This is a genomic window from Allobosea sp. LC85 (genome assembly GCF_000735605.1).
GTDB lineage: Bacteria > Pseudomonadota > Alphaproteobacteria > Rhizobiales > Beijerinckiaceae > Allobosea.
Window position 1 is genome coordinate 16,107 of record NZ_JPKG01000029.1, and the last position, 19,216, is coordinate 35,322.

Here is a 19,216-nt window from a genome sequence, read left to right on the forward strand (position 1 = left end):
CCATAAGGCTCGATGCTACGCCGCCACGAAGGGCAGACCGGAAAGAGAACCGATGAGGGATCGTCTTTGGGTCAGCCCTGCAAGACCGCTTGCAGGGCCTGAACGGGGCCACGCTGACGATGGTGACGAAAGAACGTAATCACGCAGCCCCCTTTCTCGAATGAGTGACGAAAACAGCCCTAGATCACGCTGCGTTTGGACGACATCGTCCAAACGCAGCGTGATCGACTCTCATAGTTTAGAGCATGCTTTATGCGAAAAACCGTTGCCACTTTTTCGCAGCATGCTCTAGCGCCGTTCCCGATCGTCCGCAACAGCGGCTTGCCTCAGGCGGTCTTGCCTCAGGCGGTCTTGCGGAAAACGCGGAGCGTCTTGAACTGGCCGATCTCCTCGACCGACCGCGATTTTACCCAGTCCGCAATGATCGGTTCGGCAGAGGCATAGGCGAAGGAGCCGGTATAGAACAGGATATGACCGCCGACATCAGTCTGGTCGGTGAAGAGCTGCATCACCTCGAGATCGGTGAGCGCGCCATAGGCATCGTTCTTCTCGCTGCGGAACTCGCAGGAATGGAACAGGGTAACGATGTCGAAGCGCGGCAGCAGCTTTGCGTTGCTGGTGTAGATGTCGCCGAAATAGGCCGAATAGGTCTTGGTGATCGAGGGGTTCTCGGTCGCCAGCTTGACGAAGGCCTCATATTCCTTGGGCGAGGCGGTGATGCCGAGCACCGTGCAGTCGAGCTCGGGCTCGGCGCAGCGGATGCCGATATAGTGATGCCCGCCCGTCCCGAAATGATAGATGCGCTTGCCAGTGAGGCCCTGCTCCTCGAGCCATTCGACGAAATGCACGTCGCAGGGGCACTGCTCGACCCGCAGGCCCCAATAGACGTCCCAGATATTCAGCATACGATCAGCTCCGTTACAGGCAGGTCCGGCAGGCCTGCGGCATGAGGCAAGGCGGGCTTGGTCCAGCCCGGGGCAAAGGGTTTCGCGGCAAGGTGGAACGAAGAGATCGTCATGTCAGGCTCCGCTCCACCGCACCGGCCCGCAGGGCGGGCGTGCCGTCCGAACTGGCCATCCGCGCCACGCCGCCGGCCCGCTTCATCACGAGATGGTGGCTGGCGGCCTCGGCAAAGCCGGGGCTCTGACCCATCAGCAGGACGATGGCGCCCGGCCGCGCGGCACGCAGCTCGGCGATGAGTTCGAGCGCAATGTCGGTCTCCAGGGCGCTGGTCGACTCGTCGAGCAGGAGCACGTCGGGTGCTTCGAGTTCGGCACGGGCGAGCGCCAGGCGCTGCCTGTCGCCCGTCGCCAGAAGCTTGTCCCAGTCGCGGTACTCGTCGAGGCTAGCGGCGAGCGCAGAGAGCCCGTAACGGCGCAAGGCATCGGCAAGCACATCGCCCGGACGTGTCAACGCAGTATCGAGAATCGTGCGCAGGCTGCCTTCGCTCAGATGCAGGCTGTGCGGCACGACGGTCACCCGCGCTCCCTCCGGCAGGGAAATCTCGCCGCGCCCCCACGGCCAGAGACCGGCGAGCGCCTGGATCAGCGCCGATTTGCCGAGCCCGAGTTCGCCCGAAACATGCAGGGTCGCGCCGGCTGGCAGGGAGAAGCTGAGATCGGCCGCCAGGTTGCGGCCATCGCGATCGGTCAAGGTGACATCCGCCAGACACAGCAGCCCGTCGGGGCTCTGCTTCACGGTCAGATGATCGTCCGGCCGGCTTTGCTCGACGCGGTCGAGCGCGTCGGCAAGCTCGTTGACGCGCCGCGCGGCGGCCAGCCACTCGGCGATGCGCATGAAATTGTCGAGCACCCAGTTGAAGGCGTTCTGCACGGCCACAAAGGCGGCAGCGACTTGAACGACCCCGCCAAGCGACATCTCGCCGGAGAGATATTTCGGCGCCGCCAGCAGCAGCGGCACGACCGGGACGAGCGCACCGCTGCCGTTGGTGATCCAGGTCAGCCGGCCGCGCTGGCGGATCATGGCGAGCCAGCGTTGCGCCAGGCTGTCATAGGTGCGCGCGACGGCGCGGCGCTCGCCGGCCTCGGCCCGGGCGAGCGCGATCGGTTCGCCGTGATCGCGAATGCGCATCAGGGCGAAGCGCAATTTGGCTTCGCCCTCATTTCGTGCGGCAACGAGGCGCGGCAGCCGGCGGCCGACGACAGTGATCAGCAGCGAAACCAGCACTGCATAGAGGACCGCCGCCAGTACGAGATAGGCCGGGATGGTGAACGCCCCTGCGCCAGCCGGGATCGTCAGTGCGCCCCCGATCTCCCAGAGGATCTCGATGAACATCACGATGGTGATGAAGGCCGAAAGCAGGCCGATGGCAAAATCGACGAGCGGCTCGGTCGCCCAGCGCACATCGTCGGCGATGCGGTACTCGGGATTGGCCGGCTCGTCATTCGACAGGCTCAGACGGAAGAAGCGCCGCTCTCCGACCCAGCCGTCAGCAAGCTTTGCGGTCACCCATTGCCGCCAGTGCACCTGGAGTGTCTCGCGCGTGACCAGGATGACGACGCCGATGCCGGCGACGACGAGCGCGAGCACCGGAAAGACCGCCATGGCGGTCAGCGCGCTTTCCTTGTCCTTCTTCTCCAGCGCATCGAAGAACCAGCCGTTCCAGCGATTGACGGTGACGTTGACGAAAACGCTGAAGATGATCGACGCCGCCAGCGACAGCGTCCAGAACCAGGCCTTGCCGCTCGTCGCTCCGCGCCAGAAACCGCCGGTCAGGCCGGCAAAGCGCCAGGCGACCTGCCGGTCGGAGGGCAGGCTTTCGGCAACACCAGGCGCTTCAACAGGCTTCAACAAGAACGATGATCCCCCCGGATCGGAACAACACCCATCCGCGCCCGGGTTTTCCCGGTTGCTGCGCACGCCTGCCAGCATGACGCGTATCCTGCGCACGATGAACCCAGGCTGAATGATTCTCCCCTTGCGGCATCAGCGGCGCCCCGCAGTTTCGAACTGTTCTATTTATTCAATGAAAACAATAAGTTGCACAATAACCACCTCGCGCCTACTGAGTTGCGTCATGTAAGATTCGGTCACGACGAGGCATCGAGATGAGCGAGATTTCTGCAGGGGACGTGGTTGCGGCAATCGGCCAGAGCGACGAACTCATCATCCAGGAAACGCTGCGGACCAAAGCGACGCCGCTCGAACTGCGCCGGGCGCTGGCCTTCGCGAAAGGTCCCGCCAATGCGAGCCCGGTTGCCTATCAGGCGCTGCCGGCGCGGATGCAGCGCCTCGTCGATCTGCTGACAGTCGCACTGGAGGGTTCGGCGGGGGGCGTGGAGCCAGCGCGTCAGGGTAAGACCAGCAGCCGACGGGAGGGCGCAGATCGTGCCGCTTGAACTGATCCACGACGAGAACACCGAGGCCGCCCGCGCCGCGCTGCGGCAGGTGGTGATGACAGCGTTCTGCAATGCACTGCACGATTCACAGCTCGCCCCGATGACCGTGATGCAGCTCGCCGCCGAGGCGATCGGCTCGATCTATCGCGAGGTCTCCGATGCCCATCGCCATGAGGACGCGTGTCCCTGTGGCTGGCGGCCGAGCCCGGAGCAGGATATCGACGCTCTGCAGGCGGCCCTGGCGCGCCTGGCAAGGCCGGCACCGATCGCCGATCTGAGGCTGATCGAGGTTGCCGGCCGGGCATAGATCATCGGACCGGATATCGTATCCGGCCCGATGATCTATGCTTTAGGGTTTGCATCGGCTTTCCCGAAAACCGCAATCCACTTTTCGGGCCGATGCTTCAGGCGCAAACACGCGCGCAAGCGCCAAGTATCGAGGACGAGACATGACCCAGAGCCAGGCGGCCTTCGCTGCGGCGCCCCAGGATGGCGAGGTGCTGCTGCGCCTGCTCGAAACACGCCGTTCGGTCGGCATGACGATGCTTGGCGAACCGGGACCCGATGCCTCAACACTGGCCCGCATGCTGACGATCGCCGCTCGCGTACCCGATCATGGCGTGCTCGAACCCTGGCGCTTTATCCTGCTCGCCGGCGAGGCGCGCAAACGGGCGAGCGAGCGTGTCTCCCAGCTCTATGCCGCCGAGAACGCGGCGATGGACGCCGAGAAGCGCGAGAAATTCACCGGAATCATTGGCCGCTCGCTGACCTATGCTCCGCTGATCGTGCTCGTCGTCAGCAAGAGCGACCCGGAGGCGCGCGTCCCGGTCTGGGAGCAGGACCTCTCAGCAGGAGCAGCCTGCATGAACCTGCTCACCGCAGCCCATGCGCTGGGCTTCGGTGCGAACTGGCTCACCGGCTGGGCGGCCTATAGCCCCGGCGTGCATGCGCTGTTCGGGCTTTCGAGCGCCGAGAAGCTCGCAGGCCTCGTCCATATCGGCACGGCAAAGGAAGCGCCGGCTGAGCGCCGGCGCCCCGATATCGATGCGATCACCACCGTGTGGACAGGGACAGACTGACCGAGCGCCGGGGAGCCAGGATCAGACCAGGGCTGGTGTGCCAGCCGCGCCGATTGTCTGGTCGAGATAGCTGCGTTCAAAGGTCTCCATGACTGTCGCCACCATCTTGCGGGCGACATGGAGCTGGTCCTCCTCGAAGGCGATGGCGCGCGGCGAGTTCAGGACGATCTCGTAGCTCGGGAAATAATCGACGAAATCGAAGCGCCGGTAGAGCTCCTCGGCGACGGCGCGCAGCACCGATTTCGAGGCACTGTTGGCGACGATGACATCAGCATCCTTGAACGTCGCGCCAAGCGGCACCGGCGAAACGGTGACGATGAAGCGCATCTCCGGATGGCAGTGCTCGCGGATCAGCGCGATCACACCGAGCATGTCGTTCAGGGTCGCCTCATAGCCGTAATCGACGAAGCGGAAGCGCTCGGGCATGCGCGATAGCCAGGTCGGGCCGGGATGGATGTTCATGGCAAGCCCGGTTTCGGAGTCGAGCCAGGTTTCGGTGAGCCCGAGCGTGAAGAAGCAGATCCGCGCCTCCCTGATCCGCGCGGTTGCTGCCGTCAGGCGCTTGCGGTTGGCAAGCGCGGTCTGCTGGTCGAGCAATCTCAGGCCGCTGGCATGCGGGTCGAACCACTGGTCGGGCGCGAGCTCGATCAGTCCTTCATTCGGATAGGGTTCGTCGAGCAGGACGCGCTTGAGCTCATGCGTCATGGACCGTACCGAGTACTTGTTGAGCGCCCCGCGGCTGAGACTTCCGCGCGCCGCGCCACCGCCGCGCCCCGTCGCCTCGTTCCAGCTCTCGAAATGCTCGGCCGGAACGCCATGGCCTTCGAGCAGGAGCGACAGCCCACGCATCATCAGGACGTTCTCGACCTCGCGCGCGAAGCAGGATCCCATCGTAAAGATCGGCCAGGCCGGATCGATCTGGAATTTCGGCTTGTGCTCGACCGAGAGATAGTTGCCGGTGGTCAGCCGCTCCTTGGCCATGCGCTCGGGCTTGCCCGAGATCCAGCCGCGCACCGGATTGCCGCGCATGATCGTGAGCGCGGTGCCCGCGTCGTATTCGATCTTCATGGTCTTCTCCTGCCGCTCCTGGCCGTCGACACCGTGCCGCCGGCCTTCTTCGGGTTGTTCGGTTCAAGCGCTTCCGCAGCGTGCGTGCTGCGGAGAGGCCCTCGCTCGCGCCTCGACAGTCAGGGTTGAGGACAACGGCGGCCGCCTCACATCCGGTGGGGGACGCCGTTCCTGTCGAGGAAGTCGCGCATGCGGTCGTAGGAACCGGCATAGCTCTTCGCGAGCGTGTTGAGCTGGGCTTCCTGATAGACGGCTCGCCAGCCGCCTTCGGCGAGGGCGGACTCCGGCACGACGGGGATCTTCAAGGTCTCGGCCAGTTCCTGGCTGCGCGTATCATAGGCGACGAGAACGCCCGGCACGCCCTGCGCCACCGCCGGTAGCACGCCGTGGACGCGGTAACCGACCGCGAGATCGAGCCCCTGTGCGAATGCGTCGTAGCGCTCGACATCGAAGAAAGTGAAGAGCTGCTTCTCGTAGATCCGGCGCATGGCCGCATCATCGGCGCCGCTCCACCAGCCGGTATGAACGAACTCGGCTACGGCCTTCTCCATCGCCTTCTCGTCGCGCAGGAAGAAGGCCTTCTCCTCCTGCTCGCCATGCGAGGACATCACCATCTCGCTCTGGCGATCGACCTTGAGAAGCGCGGCCTTCTGGTTGCGCAGATAGGCTTCCGGGTCGGCGGTGTAGCTCTTGTCCGCCTCGCGCCTGAGGCTGAAGGCGACCTTGCGGATTTCGCGCTGGTCCGGAATCCGGATGGCGAGATCGCGCTTGCGCGTCCGGAAGATCGAGGGGCAGCCGACCACCTCGACATTGCGAATGCCGTTATGGCGCAAAGTCTCGGCGCTGAAGGCGCCGCGCACGCCAATGGCGGCGCAGCGGTCGGCAACGATCTGCCAGAACCTCTTCGAGGCGTCCGGCAGTTCAATGGCGCGATTCTGGCTCGCCTGCGCGCCCACGCCGATGGCGTAGACCGGGAGCTTGACCTTCTCCAGCACCTCGATGGCACGGAACCACTCCATCTTTTCATGGATGAAGTTCGAGCCGCGGACAAAGACGTAGTCGAACTCGCTGGCATAGCGCTCGATATCGGCATCGGTCGGATTCATGATCTTCATCGGCTCGAGATGCGCGTAGCGCAGCAGTTTGAGCGTCGAGTCGAAGACGATCATGTCGCCGATGTTGAAATAGTCGGAGAGCAGCTTCTCCATCGGCGCTCGGTACCAGCGCACCTTGTCGTGCTCGTAGACCTCTCCGGCCGGGTAGATCACCAATGCGCGCAGCTTTTTCTCGGTTGCGATCGGGGCGAGTCCCGAGCCGGGCGCGACCTTGCCGCTCTCGGCGTCGAGCACCGAAATCTCGCGCGGCCGACCGTCCGCGAGCCTGGGCAGCGGGATGGTCAGCTCGGCGCCGGCGGCGTCGCCGGCGATCATCGCGCCCGGCTGGATCGTTGCATAATCCTGACCGTCGAGCCGCAGGCGCAGCGCCGGCCAGCCGCCATCGGGACGCCGCGCGACGGAGACGACGATCTCGTTCGTTGTGGCACGCAGAATTTTCAAGGCTGGTCCTTCACGATGTGGATCTTGACGCGGATGAGGTCGCGCTCGGGACCGAGCTTGCAGTCCTTCACCCGCATCCGGGTCATGAACAGGAACGCCTCGTCCCCGGTCGTTTCGAAATTGCGCGAGGTGGAGCCGGGGTCGGCAACCGCGCCATAGGCGTAACGGGTCGTGTCCGCGCAGTTCTTGCTCCACATCGTCGGATGCACGACGAGCGTCTGCAGCGGCGACCAGCGCAGGAGGTCCGCGGACCAGCTATAGGCGACGCGGCCGCCCGCGATCCCCTGGCTGGGGTCGGGACCGAGATGGAGCACCGCCAGATAGAGCCCGCTCGGCTCGTGTTTCGTGACGGAACCGACCGTGGTTGGCAGTCCCTTGAGCGGCTGGCAGGGCTTCGCTTGCGACAGGTCCTCGCGATAGGGATCGACCGCTCGCACCGTGTAGTCCGTGCCATCATAGGCCCGCCACGAGGCGGAATCGTTGATATCGGTGCTGCGGAACAGGCAGACGCCGCCTTTCTGGCCCTCGCCGCCCGTGGTCGCGATCAGCGTGTACCAGGCGCCGTCCCGCTCGATGATGTTGGACGGGTTGAAGAAACCGCGATGGCGCCCCTGGTCGACATCCTGGCGGAAGGTGGGCGCGGCGACGAGCTGGCGCGGCTCTGCGCTGAAATGGCGCCCGCCGTCGGTCGAGTGTGCGGCCGTCACGACATTATACCAGCAGCTCATCCTGTCCCTGAAACGGCAGGCATTGCCGTAGCGGTCGGCATGGTATTCCGCATGCACCAGCCCGAAGACGTCGCGGCCGTTGCTGGTCCATGTCGCCGTGAGCCAGTTCTTGTCGCTGAACTCGCTCGGGTCGGGACTGCTCTTGGCCTCGTAGGAGACCGAACAGGAAATCCCGATCCGGTCGAGGCTGGGGCCGGCCATGGCGCGGTTGCGGTAATTGCTGGCGAAGGCGACGACCGCGCCGTTCTGATTGCGGAAGGCCCGCAGCGGCGCGTCTGGAATATGCCATTCCTCGCAGCGCTGGCGCGACCAGGCGTAGACGGTCTCCTCCGTGGCGCCGGGAACGATCTCGACGCGATAGCCGGGCGCCTGCGCAAACGACAGGCTCGAAACGGTGAGCAGCGGCAACGCCGCCAGCGTGGCCGCAAGGATGGTGCGTTCCACCATCAGGCCACCTTTCGTTCGGCCTCGGGAACGGCCGGAGGCACCGCCGCTGCCCTGACCACCGGGGCCATCTTGGTGTCGACCTTGTTCTCGACCAGGAAGTCGCGCATCGCGGCGTAGACTTGGGCATAGGTCGTGTTGAAGCGGTCGAAGCGCGCCTGATCCCAGTGCTCCTCCAGCCTGAAATCCCGGCCGGAGAAAACGTCGAAGCTCGGGATCTGGAAGGTCTCGGCGAACTCGACGGTGCGGCTGTCATAGGTGAAGTAGATCGAGGGCGTGCCGTTGGCGAGCGCCATCAGGTTGCCGTGCAACCGGTAGCCAAGCACGAGGTCGAGGCTGCGCACGAGATTCTCGTAATCGGCAACCACGTCCGAATAGAACATCCGGCTGCGATAGAGCGCCTCCATCGCCTCATCGAGGTACCACGAGGTTGCCCACGCGTTCCCGCGCAGCGCCGCGATCGCCTCTTCCTTCTGCTCCGGCGTTCCGAGGGCGAGTTTCTTCTCCTCGATCTCGCCCTGCGCCATCAGCGTCGCCTCGAACCGGCCCGCCAGCGACTTCACCAGGTCGCGGTGGAAGGTGAGGTAGCGTTTGATGTCCTGCGCATAGGTCGGCGAGACCTCGCGCCGCAGCGTGATGCCGACCTTCTTCACGCTGTCGAGCGCCGGCAGTTTGATCGCGAGATCCGGCCTGTTGGCGCGGAAAGCCGTGGGGCAGCCGATGATCCGGACATTCTTGATGCCGATCTCGTTGAGGATTTCGGCCGAGTAGGTGCCGCGCACGCCGAGCGAGGCGGTCGAATCCGCCATCAGCCTGAGCACGGTCTTGGTGTCCTCGCTAAGCTCCAGCTTGCCGCTGACCGGCGCTTGCGCGCCAATGCCGAAGGCGATGACCGGAATCTTCAGCCGGCGCAGCACATCGGCCGTTTGGCTCCATTGCATGTCGGCATGGACGTAATTCGAACCGCGCAGGAAGACGTAGTCGTATTCCGCGTTCATCCGGTCGATCAGCGCCATGTCCGGATTGTCGATCGGCAGGACGTCGAGCTTCTCGAAGTTAAGCAGCTTCAACGATGAGTCGAAGACGAAGGCGTCGCCGATATTGTGGTAGTGGTTGATATGGCTCGCGAGATCCGCGTGTCCGTACCAGCGCACATTGTCATGGTCGTAAACCTCTCCCGATGGGATCATGACGAGGATGCGGGCCATGGTTTTCTCTCCCCTGGTTTTCGCGTTGGCTTCTTCTGGCATCAGGCGATCATCGGCGTGGCCGCGCGGCTGGCCGGTACGGGCATGCCGCGCTGCTCGATCAGGCGCTGGTAGAGCGCGATATGCTGGGCGGCGCAGTCGATATGGGTGAGCGGCCGGGTGATCCCGGCGCGCAGGCGCGACCAGAGATCGGGCTCGCTCAGGGCGCGGGTCATGCAGTCGACCAGATCCTCCGGGCTGCCCGAGCGGAAATGCAGGCCGTTGACCTCGTCGACGATCTTCTCGGCCATGCCACCGATATTGCTCGAAAGGATCGGGCGGCCGTGGAAAAAGGCCTCCTGAATCACGATCGGCGAGTTCTCCCACCAGACCGAGGGCATCACCACCCAGTCGACCGAGCGCATCAGGTTAGGCATCTCGTGGTTCTGGAAAGCGCCGCAGAAACGCACCCGCCTGCCGGCATTCTCGACAAGCTCGGCGAACTTCTTCTTATAGGCCTCGGGCTGGCGCTCAAGGTTGCCGCCATAGACCAGCAATATGGAATCCTCGCCCCAGACGGATTCCGGGATGCGGGTGACCGCGTCGATCAGCACGTCGGCGCCCTTGTAGGGCGTGAGCTGGCCGAAATAGGCGAAGCGCGAGCGCCGTGCCGTCTTGTCCGGCAAGGGCCGGGGTGGCGCGACCTCGGCGACGTCGATGCCGTTCTCGATCACCGAGAAGCGATCAGCCGATAGGCCCCAATCCTGGTAGCGTTCCGCCAGGAAACGGCTCGGCGAGACGAAATGGTCGGCGAGGTTGAGCATGCCCCGGATGAAGGTCTCGCGCGCCAGGAAGTGGCCGGGCGCGATATCCGGGAAGCAGGCATTGCAGTCGGTCGGCGAGGCCCGGTAGCAGAGCTTGAATGCACCCGTCTTCACCATCTGACCGTGATGGTGGCAGATGCTGAGGTATTCGTGGAAGGTCACCACGATCAAGGCGTCGGGCAGCGTGTCCCGCACCGCGAACAGGCATTCCAGCCCGAGCCCGATGAAATGGTGGAAATGCACCACATCCGGCTTCAGGTCGCGCAGCACGCGGACGAAATCGCGCTCGATCTCCTCGGTGTTCCGGTTCGAGAGCAGAAAGTGATCGTATTCCTCGGCATAGTAGAGCAGCTCACCGCCGCGCTGGCGCAGACTCATCAGCGCCGTGCCGGCATGGCGCGGCGTCGGCGAGCCGACGCGGGCGAGGTAATGCGCGTCCAGGCCTTCGCTTGCCTGCAAGCCCTTGTGCAGGTTGTAGGAGGCGATTTCGGCACCGCCGAGAGACAGGGTCGGGTGTCCATGGGACACGACGAGTACGCGCATCATCATCCTCGCATGTTCGAAACGGCCAGCGCCCAGCGGCGGTCGAAGCTGGAGCGGTCGGCGAGTTGGGCAAGCGAGACCAGGTGCGGCCGCGCCATCTCGCCATCGTCGACGACGTAAATCTCGACCTCCGGCACCCAGACCGAGGGAAAGCCGTTCATTCTGAGCTTCAGGCAGAGATCGAGGCCCTTTTCGGCCGTCGTGAAGTAGTTGCGGGCGAAGCCCCCGGCTTCGATGAAGGCCGCGCGCGACATCACGCAGCATTCGGTGGCGCCGGCCGCGACTTCCATCGGTCCGAGATTGCCGATCGCGTCCAGCGGATAGCCGACAAAGCGATTGAAGACGCGCCGGCTCGCCCCCTCCCCTTCCATCCAGGCACCTGCCCAACGGATCGAGTTGTCTTCGAAGAGCAGTGTCGGACTTGCGACGCATTGTCCGCCGCGCGCCTTGAAGGCACGTTCGAGCCGGCCAAGCCAGCCGGGCATACGGATCTGCGCGGCCCCCGACAGAAGCGCGATGGTCTGGAAGCGACAGGCGCGCGCGCCGGCCTCCATCGCGTCGCAGGCATCCTCGACCCCATCGACGAGCGCAAGCCGCACCGCGAGCCCATAGAAGCGAGCGAGCCGGCGCGCCTCGGCGCCGATCCGGTCGAAGCTCTCGCCGGGTATCGCGAGCACGATCGGCACCGGGCGTATCTCGGGGTCGATCGCAAGCAGCGCGAAGAGCGAGGAGAGTTCGCGCTGGCGATGATCGAGGCCGATCACCAGGCCCAGACTCGCATCGGCCTTGAAAGCGCCGATGTCAAAGGTCTCGACCACGCGCGGAGGAGCGATCTCGGCGGCTTGCAGAGCAGGAGCGATCTGGCGTTCGACCACCGAGGCTGCGGTCGAGGATTTCGGATCGAGCAGGCCGAAGACGCGCTCGAGCGTGCGTCGCGGCTGGCCGCGCCCGGCCTCCAGGGGCAGGAAGGCAGGGCCGGAACCCTCGATCTCGAACTCGAGATAAAGCGGCTGGCCGGGCTCGGGCGTGAGCTTCGGCGCGAAGACGATGAAGCCGTGGCTGTTGCGCCGGCCGCCGAGCATATGGGCAAAGCGCGGATCGCCGGCAAACGCATCGGCAACGTCCGGGCGCGACACGCGCGTCCAGACGCGGTCGAGCACACAGGACTGGCTGCCGGAGCGCAGCGTCACCGCGCTGACATGGCGGTCAGGATCGAACAGCCAGCCGATGATCAGCGTGCCGGTGCCTTCCACGATGGTCGCGTCGTCGATGCCGGCCCGCACCGGCGCCTCCAGCAATGCGACCGTATCGCGGCCATCGAAGCGTTGCGAGGCACGCCGGAGCTTGTCCGACGTCGCTTGCGGCGCGCTGCCCCGCTGCAGCCCGTCCCGCAAATGGCCGGGAACAGTGATCGGTTCGAGCAGGACATGGCGCTCATAGACATCCAGCGCGCGCCAGCCGTCAGTGGCGCGGAAGAACAGCCTCTCGATCTCGCTGGGATGGCGGATCTGGCATTCTTCCAACAGGCCGAAGAAGCCTCGCGCACCGTCGGCAAGATCGTCGCGCTCGAAGGTTCCCGCCTCCAGCACGCCGAAGGAGAGCCCGCCATGAGCGATCAGCAGCTTGGTCCGGCCTGCGGAAAAATCGGAGGTCCAGCCCTGGATGAAGACGCCATCGTCGATCGGCCCCATGACCTCGACGAACCCGCCCGGCTTGGCGATGGACTGCAGCAGCAGCGATGCCGCACGCAGGCGGCGCGGATTGGGCTTGCCGGCGAGCAGGATCTCTAGGAGCCCGTCGACGACCATGGGAAATGCCTGCCCCGAATCCTCGGCAAGGCCGGCAAGGAAGGATTGCAGCGGCAGCGGCTTCGACGCCAGCACAAGGCGCAGCGGCCGGCCCGGGCGGCCGAGCAGCAGCGCGCCGGAGCCGGAGCGGTCGGTCGCTGGCGCAGGTGCCAGGCAGAGGAAGCCGATGGCCGCCGGGGCCTCCGCCTGCGGCCGGCGCCAGGTCAGCGCCATGGTCTCGGCCTTGTTGCGCGGATTGCCGTCGACGGCGACAGGCACCTTGCCCGGCATCGCGTCGCAGACGCTCATGATCAGGATGGCGTTCTCGCCGAGCGGCGTCCAGGCGACGGTCGGTGCCGGGCTGATCCGGGTCTGATCGGGGACGATCACTTCACTCATCGCGTCACCGGGCCAGCAGGATCAGGGTCAGGGTCACGAAGGACATCAGCGCGGCGAGTCCAGAGAGCGAACCGAGCAGGATGGTGGCTTGCCGCATCGGGCGCTGCGCCTCCTTGCGGATCGTGACCAGGCGCTCATCGAAACTGCGCAGCGTCGCATCGAAGCGCAGCTGGAAGACATCGAGCTCGGCCAGGCGCTGGGAAATATGGTCGGCACGCGCAACCTCCGCGGCCTCGTCGCGCTGCACGCCGCTGCCCGCCATGCGTGTGGTCATCTCGTCGAGTTTCTCGACGAGTTCCTTCTGGGCCAGCTGGCCGCGCCGGTTCAGAGCGATCAGCGCCTCGACACGATCGAAGAAGCGCGCAAGCGGCACGGCGATCGCAGCCTCGGCCGCGAGCTCGGCCGGTGGCGGCAATCTGAGCTCGAGTTCGACGCCCGTACTCGGAGAGACGCCAACGATGCTCAGCCGGTCACGGGCTGCGACCAGCGCATCATCGAGTTCCATCGCGAAGGCGTGACGCCCATCGCCAATGCCGTTGCGCCGAAGGTCGATGCGGCTCTGGTCGGCCTCGGCCTCCATCGCAACCCGCCCATCGAGCTTGAGCCGGACCGTGAGTCGCTCCTCGGGACGGGTTTCATCCCAGATCCAGCCATGCAGGCGGTTGCCGTCCAAGGCATCGACGCGGCCGTTGAGGCGCGCCGGCACGACATTGGGCAGCCGCTCGGTTCCGTCGGGATTGCGCAGTACCGTCATGCCGCCTCCGCGAGTGTGAGCCTGTCGAACAGCGCGAGATGCGCCGTGGTGCAATCAGCGATGGTGGGTTGAGGCCGGATGCCTTCGACGAGGCGATCCCACAGGCCCTTCTCCTCGACCGCGCGCCGCAAGGTGCGGGCAAGCTGGGCCGGATCGCCCGGGCGCACATGCAGCCCGTCGATACCGTCCCGTACCATCTCGGCCATGCCGCCAATGCCGCTGGCGATGACGGGGCGGCGGTGCTGGTATGCCTCCTGGATGACGAGCGGGGCGTTCTCCCACCAGATCGAGGGCATCACCACCCAGTCGATCTCGGCCATCAACTCCGGCATCTCTTCGCGATGATAGGGGCCGCAATGGGTCACCGTGCCGTCCGACGCGGCAAGCGCCGCCTCGAACTCCGCAACGAAAGACTCGCTTTGGAACGGGGCGCCGCCATGGATGCGCAATTCGAAGCCGCGCAGGCCCGAGGCACTGAGCAGCGCAGCCGCCTTGACCAGCTCCAACACCCCCTTCCAGGGGTTGACGTTGCCGAAATAGCCGAAGCTGGCACGAGGCCCGCGCTTGACCCGGTGCACCGCCGGCTCGCGGGCCGGCCGGGCGTTTTCGATGACGTCGATGCGGTCGCCCGCCAGCCCCCAGTCGACATAGCGCTGGCGCAGGAAGCGGCTCGGCGCGACGAACTGATCGACCGCTGCGAGATGGGTCTTCAGGAAGCGCTCGCGCAGCAGGAAGCGGTCGGAACCGATTCCGGGAAAGCAGCCCCGGCAGCGCGTCGGGGAGGCTGCGGTGCAGCGCTCCCTGTCGGTTGGCCGCACCATCAGTCCATCATTGTGGCAGATCGGATAATAGTCGTGCAGCGTCATCACGATCTTCACCTTCGGCAGGAGGCGCCGCGCCAGCGTCAGGAACTCGGCGCCGATCAGCACGAGATGATGGATGTGGATCACATCCGGCCGGAATTCCTGAAGCAGGCCGGCAAGGTCCTGCAGAGTGCCGTAATGATCGATCTGGCTGAGATAGAAGCGGTCGAAATGACCGCTCCAGAGCAGGACATCGCCATCGGATCCGGTTGCCTGCAATGCCGTGCCGGGATGTGCCTCGCGGTGGATCGCGTTGGTCGCGCCAAGGAAGAGCACGTCGCAGCCCTGCTCGCGATAACCACCGGCGAGGTCATGAGCCAGAATCTCGGTGCCACCGGGATGCAGGTCGGGGTGGTTATGCGCAACGACGAGGATGCGGCGGCTCATCGGCTGCGCTCCGGCTTGGTCGCGATCAGCACGTCCTGGTAGTGGGCTGCGTTGATGCCACGCCAATGGCCGCGGCCGAGGCTCTCGACGAGCAGCCCGGCGTCTTGTGTCTGTGCGATCAGGAAATCCTCCTCGATGCCGGCGGCAGCGAGCGGGGCCTCCTCGATGGCATACCAACCAGGCCCATCGCGCCAGCGCTTGAACTTCAGGCGCTCCTGTCCGGTCGGCTGCCCGTCAATGGCGAAGGCGGTGAGGAACAGGCGCCCTCCCGGCGCAAGCAGGCGGCAGGCTTCCTTGAGGTAGACGGTCAGTTCCTCCGGCGGCAGATGCGTCGCCACCGAGACCATCGTGATGAAATCGAAGCTCTGGTTCGCGAAACCGAAAGCGACTTCGGTCCCGGGCAGCGAGCCCTGCGGATTGTAGAGCGGATGAGCGATGTCGAGTCGCTGAAAGCGGAAGCGCGGGTAGACCGGCGTGATCGTCTGTGCGCACCAGAGGATGCCGTCCATCACGGGGTCGACCCCGTCATAGCTCCCCTTGGACGAATCGAGATACTGCGTCAGCGGCACCGCCATGCGGCCGATGCCACAGCCGATGTCGAAGACCCGCTCCGTCGGCTGCAGGCGGCCGATCCGGACGTAATGGCCCAGGAATTCCGCGCCGATCTCGCGGTAGTCGCCGTCACCGACAAAGATGTTCTCGGCCGGTGGATGCGGCAGGAAGCGGTTGGTGCGGATATGGTCGAGCAGCCAGTCGAATTCCTTGCCGGGGGTGGCGAGGATCGTGCCCGGGCTGGGCTCGATGGGACGCAGAGCTACGGTCGCCGTCATGCAGCGCTTGCCCTCCTGAGTACGGTGCGGGGAAGAATTTCGGGATCGCGCGCGGGCGCGGCCTTGCGCGGCAGCGCCGATTCATCGGCCATCAACGCTTCGATCTGAGCATCCCAGCGGCCCGTCTGCAGCCACGCATTGTGCTGCGAGGCGACACCACGGGTGTAGTCCAGGCTCTTCGAGATCGACTGGCGTTCGAGATGGTACAGCGCGACGGTCGGCACATATTTGATGCCGAAGCCGGCCTGCCGGATCTTCAGGCAGAGGTCGCTGTCCTCGTAGTCGCCAATGACATAACTGTCATCGAAGCCACCGACCTCCTTGAAGAGGGCACGTGGCAGCACGATGCAGGCGCCGGTGACGCCCGGCACGAACCGCTCGACATTGGCGGGCTTGTAGCTGCCCGGCATGCCCTTGAAATAATGGTGATTGAGCCAGACGCCGTGACGGTCCCGCTTGAAGAGGAGCCCGGCATGCTGCAGCGAGCCGTCGTCATAGAGCAGTTTCGGCCCGACGGCGCCGACGCGCCCGCGCCGGTCGAGCTTGCGTGCCAGCGCGGGCAGCCAGCCGGCCTCGCTCGGGATCACATCCGAATTGACCATGGCGAGCACATCGCCGCGGGCCGCCTCGGCTCCAGCATTGCAGGCGGCCGAGAAACCGCCATTGCGGCCCATCACCACAAGCTGGATCGGCAAGCCATAGGCGAGGTGCAGGCCTCCGAGCAGATGTGCAACTTCAGCCTCATGCTCGGGGGAATCGAGCACATAGATCAGCTCGGCCTTTTCGGCGAACCAGGGATCGGCCGCAAAGGCCGACACCTGGATACGAAGGAAATCATAGACCCGGTAGAGCGGGATCACGACGGAGACGCTTGGCCGGTCCGGCAAAGTGCCGATCGTCCGCAGGCGCGGCTCCGGCAGGCTGTCGCGCAGCGCGGACTGGCAGGCGGCAAGCACAGGTGCGAGGCTCTGCTCGAGGATTTCGGCCGTGAGGTGCTGTGGTGGGATCGAGGCCAGGGCACGGGCGCGAATGGTCGCGATGTCGGCGGGCTGCGGCGCCGGGCGCAGGAAGAGCGAGGTCCCCGATCTGAGCTTCAGTTCGCAGCGCGGCTGCAGGACGGGGGCTCCGCCGGCATAGCCGGGCACGAGACCGAGGAAGCCGGTCACGGCTCGGTTGTCTCCGCCGGGCTCGGCAATCAGGGCCGGGAACCGCGCGGTCCGATCGCCGATCGGGCTCGGCGCGCCCGTGCTGCGGTGAACGAGGATCTGATCGAGCATCCCGTCGGCATCGCGATACCAGCCACCCAACAGCAGGCCGGCTGGGGTACAGACCGCAAGATCGAGCTCCGCCGAGGGCAGGTCGTCGCGGCGGCGGACACTCTGGACCGGCAGGGGCAGCCGCCTCTGCATCTCGATGGCGAGCAGGCGGCCCCGTTCGGACTGCCCGGCCAGTTGCTCGACGAGCCAGTTGCGCAGATCGTCGCGCTCGCTCGTCTTCCCGGCCCACCAGCGGCCGAGTGCCGGCGCCGCGGCGCGCTCGGGAAGGGCACGGACGATCAACCCGATATCGCTTTGCAGGACGAGCAAGCCGGGGCCGCGCGGCTGGGCTTCGTCGAGGACGAGGTGCAGCGAGCGGCGGGCGCTCCGGTCAGGCTTGCCGAGCCTCGGATGCGCGGCGATGCGCGTCAGGCCTGCGGGGCCGAGCCAGTAGGCCACCTTGATCGCGTCGAGACGCCCGGGCACCGAGGATTCAAGAAGGATCTTGCCGTCAGGCAGCGCAGCGACCGGCAATACAGGCGTCGGCTTGCGGGAGAGGGCGAGCAGGAACTGGCGCAAGAAGGCGAGATAGGCGTTCGTCTCCCGCAGATTGAACAGGGTCGGCCAGGTCGCAATCAGGGCACTTGCAAGCGCAACCCGGGCCGAGGGCGTCAGCTCGCGCAGGATCTCGGGTGCCTCCGCCATCGCATGCACGAATTCGGGGTCGAAGGAGACAGCCTGATCCGGACCGAGGTTGCCGCCGGACAAGGTCGCGACGATCTCGTCATGGCCGGCATGCCGGAAGACCGAGACGATCCGGGTTCGCCCGTCGCCGAGGCCCAGCGTCAGCGAGGCCGAGGAGACGCGCCGTTCCCGGCTCGCCAGCGAGACCACCTGCCGATCGGCGAGCGGGCCGTCGAGGCTCCAGCTCAGCAGGAACACCGAACCGCAGAGCCGCAGCAACTCGGGATTGGCGTTTTGGTCTCCGACCAACTGGGTCGAGGTAATCGTCAACATGGCGAGCTTCCGACGTGTCAGGGTGCGACGCCGGCCGAAATGACCGGCGTCGCGAGGTCGTTACGCGACGGTGAAGTAGGAGTTCGGATCGCTCTGAACATCCTCGGCGCTGACGCCGACAAGGGTCAGCGTGTCGCCATTGCCGAGATCGACCACGGCATTGCCGTTGACCGTCGTCGTCCGCGCGGCGACGTCGTCCGCCGAAGCAACGCCGGTGCCGTTGATGTCGGAGGCGATCTGCAACATGTCGTGGCCGGCATCGAAATCGAGCACGAGATCGTTGCCGCCGCCGCCCTCGAAGACGAAGACGTCGTTGCCGGCACCACCGGACAGGCTGTCATTGCCCTCGCCGCCGAAGAGCATGTCGTCGCCCGAACCGCCCTGGAGGGTATCGCTACCCTCGCCACCGATCAGGACATCGTTGCCGGAACCGCCCTGGAGCAGGTCGTTACCGAGACCACCATCGAGCACGTCATTGCCCGAGCCGCCCTGAAGGATATCGTTCCCTTCGTCACCGACGAGAACGTCGTTGCCGGAGCCGCCCTGAATCAGGTCGTTCCCCTCGCCACCCAGGAGCACGTCATCGCCCTGGCCGCCGAAGAGCAGATCATCGCCCTCGTCGCCGGAAAGGACATCGTCGCCCTCACCGCCGAAAAGGGTGTCGCGCCCCTCGCCACCGAAGATGGCGTCGTCGCCTTGGTCGCCGAAGAGGACATCGTCGCCGTCTTCGCCGAACAGGACATCTGCTCCCTGGCCGCCCTTGACGGCGTCGTCGCCGGCACCGGCATGAACCACATCGCTGAATCGTGTCCCGATCAAGAAGTCGTCGAACGCACTGCCTTCTATCGTGGCCATAGTCACCTCCTGGAAATGAAATGAGGCGCCCCGAGGGTCGCGGCGCGCATTCGCCAAACACCCTCGCAAAACGGCGCCACTCCAATGACAAGCGCCAAGCTTGTCATTGATCGACGGAGTTAAGCCTAGCGAATATGTGCGATGCAGCAAGAGTTTTGTTATGACAATATTGTGGCAAGAAGAGATTCATCGGCATTAATTCTCTAATTGCTCATCGTTATACATGGAATGAATTTCAAAATTCGAAACATATATCAAAACTAATCCTTATTTCATTGAA

General features: G+C 65.3%; 16 protein-coding genes. 3 read left to right on the forward strand and 13 right to left on the reverse strand.

Translation table 11 applies throughout. From position 1 onward, the window contains the following. Positions 1 to 341: 341 nt before the first annotated feature. Both FG93_RS15010 and FG93_RS15015 read right to left on the reverse strand, forming a co-directional pair. On the reverse strand, positions 342 to 905 hold the full coding sequence (locus FG93_RS15010; protein ID WP_200878108.1) for a hypothetical protein: 564 nt from the start codon (positions 903 to 905) through the stop codon (positions 342 to 344). 109 nt (positions 906 to 1,014) lie between these two features. Continuing rightward, entirely contained in the window at positions 1,015 to 2,814 is a 1,800-nt protein-coding gene (locus tag FG93_RS15015) for an ABC transporter ATP-binding protein/permease (protein ID WP_161783826.1), read from the reverse strand. A 254-nt stretch (positions 2,815 to 3,068) separates the two neighbouring features. On the opposite strand from FG93_RS15015, the gene FG93_RS15020 reads away from it, so the two are divergent. The 3 genes from FG93_RS15020 to FG93_RS15030 all read left to right on the forward strand — a co-directional run bounded on the left by FG93_RS15020 (position 3,069) and on the right by FG93_RS15030 (position 4,438). Then, on the forward strand, positions 3,069 to 3,359 hold the full coding sequence (locus tag FG93_RS15020; protein WP_043235704.1) for a hypothetical protein: 291 nt from the start codon (positions 3,069 to 3,071) through the stop codon (positions 3,357 to 3,359). After that, positions 3,349 to 3,666, forward strand: coding sequence for a hypothetical protein (locus tag FG93_RS15025; RefSeq protein ID WP_052513792.1), 318 nt, complete (start codon positions 3,349 to 3,351; stop codon positions 3,664 to 3,666). Before FG93_RS15020 ends, FG93_RS15025 begins: the two co-directional genes overlap by 11 nt. Positions 3,667 to 3,808: 142 nt before the next feature. Continuing rightward, a complete protein-coding gene (locus FG93_RS15030; RefSeq protein ID WP_052513793.1) occupies positions 3,809 to 4,438 on the forward strand; it encodes a nitroreductase in 630 nt (209 codons plus the stop codon). Between the two features lie 21 nt (positions 4,439 to 4,459). Here FG93_RS15030 and FG93_RS31235 read toward each other — a convergent pair whose 3' ends face one another. The 11 genes from FG93_RS31235 to FG93_RS15085 all read right to left on the reverse strand — a co-directional run bounded on the left by FG93_RS31235 (position 4,460) and on the right by FG93_RS15085 (position 18,936). Beyond that, on the reverse strand, positions 4,460 to 5,506 hold the full coding sequence (locus tag FG93_RS31235) for a GSCFA domain-containing protein (RefSeq protein WP_052513794.1): 1,047 nt from the start codon (positions 5,504 to 5,506) through the stop codon (positions 4,460 to 4,462). Positions 5,507 to 5,652: 146 nt separating this feature from the next. After that, positions 5,653 to 7,062: a polysaccharide pyruvyl transferase family protein gene (locus FG93_RS15040; RefSeq protein WP_052513795.1), complete on the reverse strand. Its 1,410-nt coding sequence runs from the start codon at positions 7,060 to 7,062 to the stop codon at positions 5,653 to 5,655. Further along, positions 7,059 to 8,237, reverse strand: coding sequence for a hypothetical protein (locus FG93_RS15045; protein ID WP_052513796.1), 1,179 nt, complete (start codon positions 8,235 to 8,237; stop codon positions 7,059 to 7,061). Before FG93_RS15045 ends, FG93_RS15040 begins: the two co-directional genes overlap by 4 nt. Beyond that, positions 8,237 to 9,442 (reverse strand): polysaccharide pyruvyl transferase family protein, encoded by a 1,206-nt coding sequence (locus FG93_RS15050; protein WP_043235878.1) that lies wholly within the window; start codon positions 9,440 to 9,442, stop codon positions 8,237 to 8,239. Before FG93_RS15050 ends, FG93_RS15045 begins: the two co-directional genes overlap by 1 nt. Positions 9,443 to 9,483: 41 nt before the next feature. Continuing rightward, complete coding sequence (locus FG93_RS15055; RefSeq protein ID WP_244448625.1) at positions 9,484 to 10,788, reverse strand: glycosyltransferase family 4 protein; 1,305 nt, start codon at positions 10,786 to 10,788, stop codon at positions 9,484 to 9,486. Between the two features lie 2 nt (positions 10,789 to 10,790). After that, the gene (locus tag FG93_RS15060; protein WP_052513797.1) at positions 10,791 to 12,974 is read right to left on the reverse strand and encodes a glycosyltransferase family 2 protein; all 2,184 of its coding nucleotides are present in this window, start codon (positions 12,972 to 12,974) and stop codon (positions 10,791 to 10,793) included. A 4-nt stretch (positions 12,975 to 12,978) separates the two neighbouring features. Further along, complete coding sequence (locus FG93_RS15065) at positions 12,979 to 13,728, reverse strand: hypothetical protein (protein WP_052513798.1); 750 nt, start codon at positions 13,726 to 13,728, stop codon at positions 12,979 to 12,981. Continuing rightward, positions 13,725 to 14,978 carry a glycosyltransferase family 4 protein gene (locus FG93_RS15070; RefSeq protein WP_043235708.1) on the reverse strand — a complete coding sequence of 418 codons (1,254 nt, stop codon included), beginning with the start codon at positions 14,976 to 14,978 and terminating at the stop codon, positions 13,725 to 13,727. The genes FG93_RS15065 and FG93_RS15070 overlap by 4 nt, the downstream gene beginning before the upstream one ends. Next, entirely contained in the window at positions 14,975 to 15,808 is an 834-nt protein-coding gene (locus FG93_RS15075; protein WP_043235709.1) for a class I SAM-dependent methyltransferase, read from the reverse strand. The genes FG93_RS15070 and FG93_RS15075 overlap by 4 nt, the downstream gene beginning before the upstream one ends. Then, positions 15,805 to 18,081 carry a glycosyltransferase gene (locus FG93_RS15080; RefSeq protein WP_052513799.1) on the reverse strand — a complete coding sequence of 759 codons (2,277 nt, stop codon included), beginning with the start codon at positions 18,079 to 18,081 and terminating at the stop codon, positions 15,805 to 15,807. The genes FG93_RS15075 and FG93_RS15080 overlap by 4 nt, the downstream gene beginning before the upstream one ends. A 60-nt stretch (positions 18,082 to 18,141) precedes the next feature. Next, positions 18,142 to 18,936: a calcium-binding protein gene (locus tag FG93_RS15085; RefSeq protein WP_043235711.1), complete on the reverse strand. Its 795-nt coding sequence runs from the start codon at positions 18,934 to 18,936 to the stop codon at positions 18,142 to 18,144. Between the last annotated feature and the right edge of the window lie 280 nt (positions 18,937 to 19,216).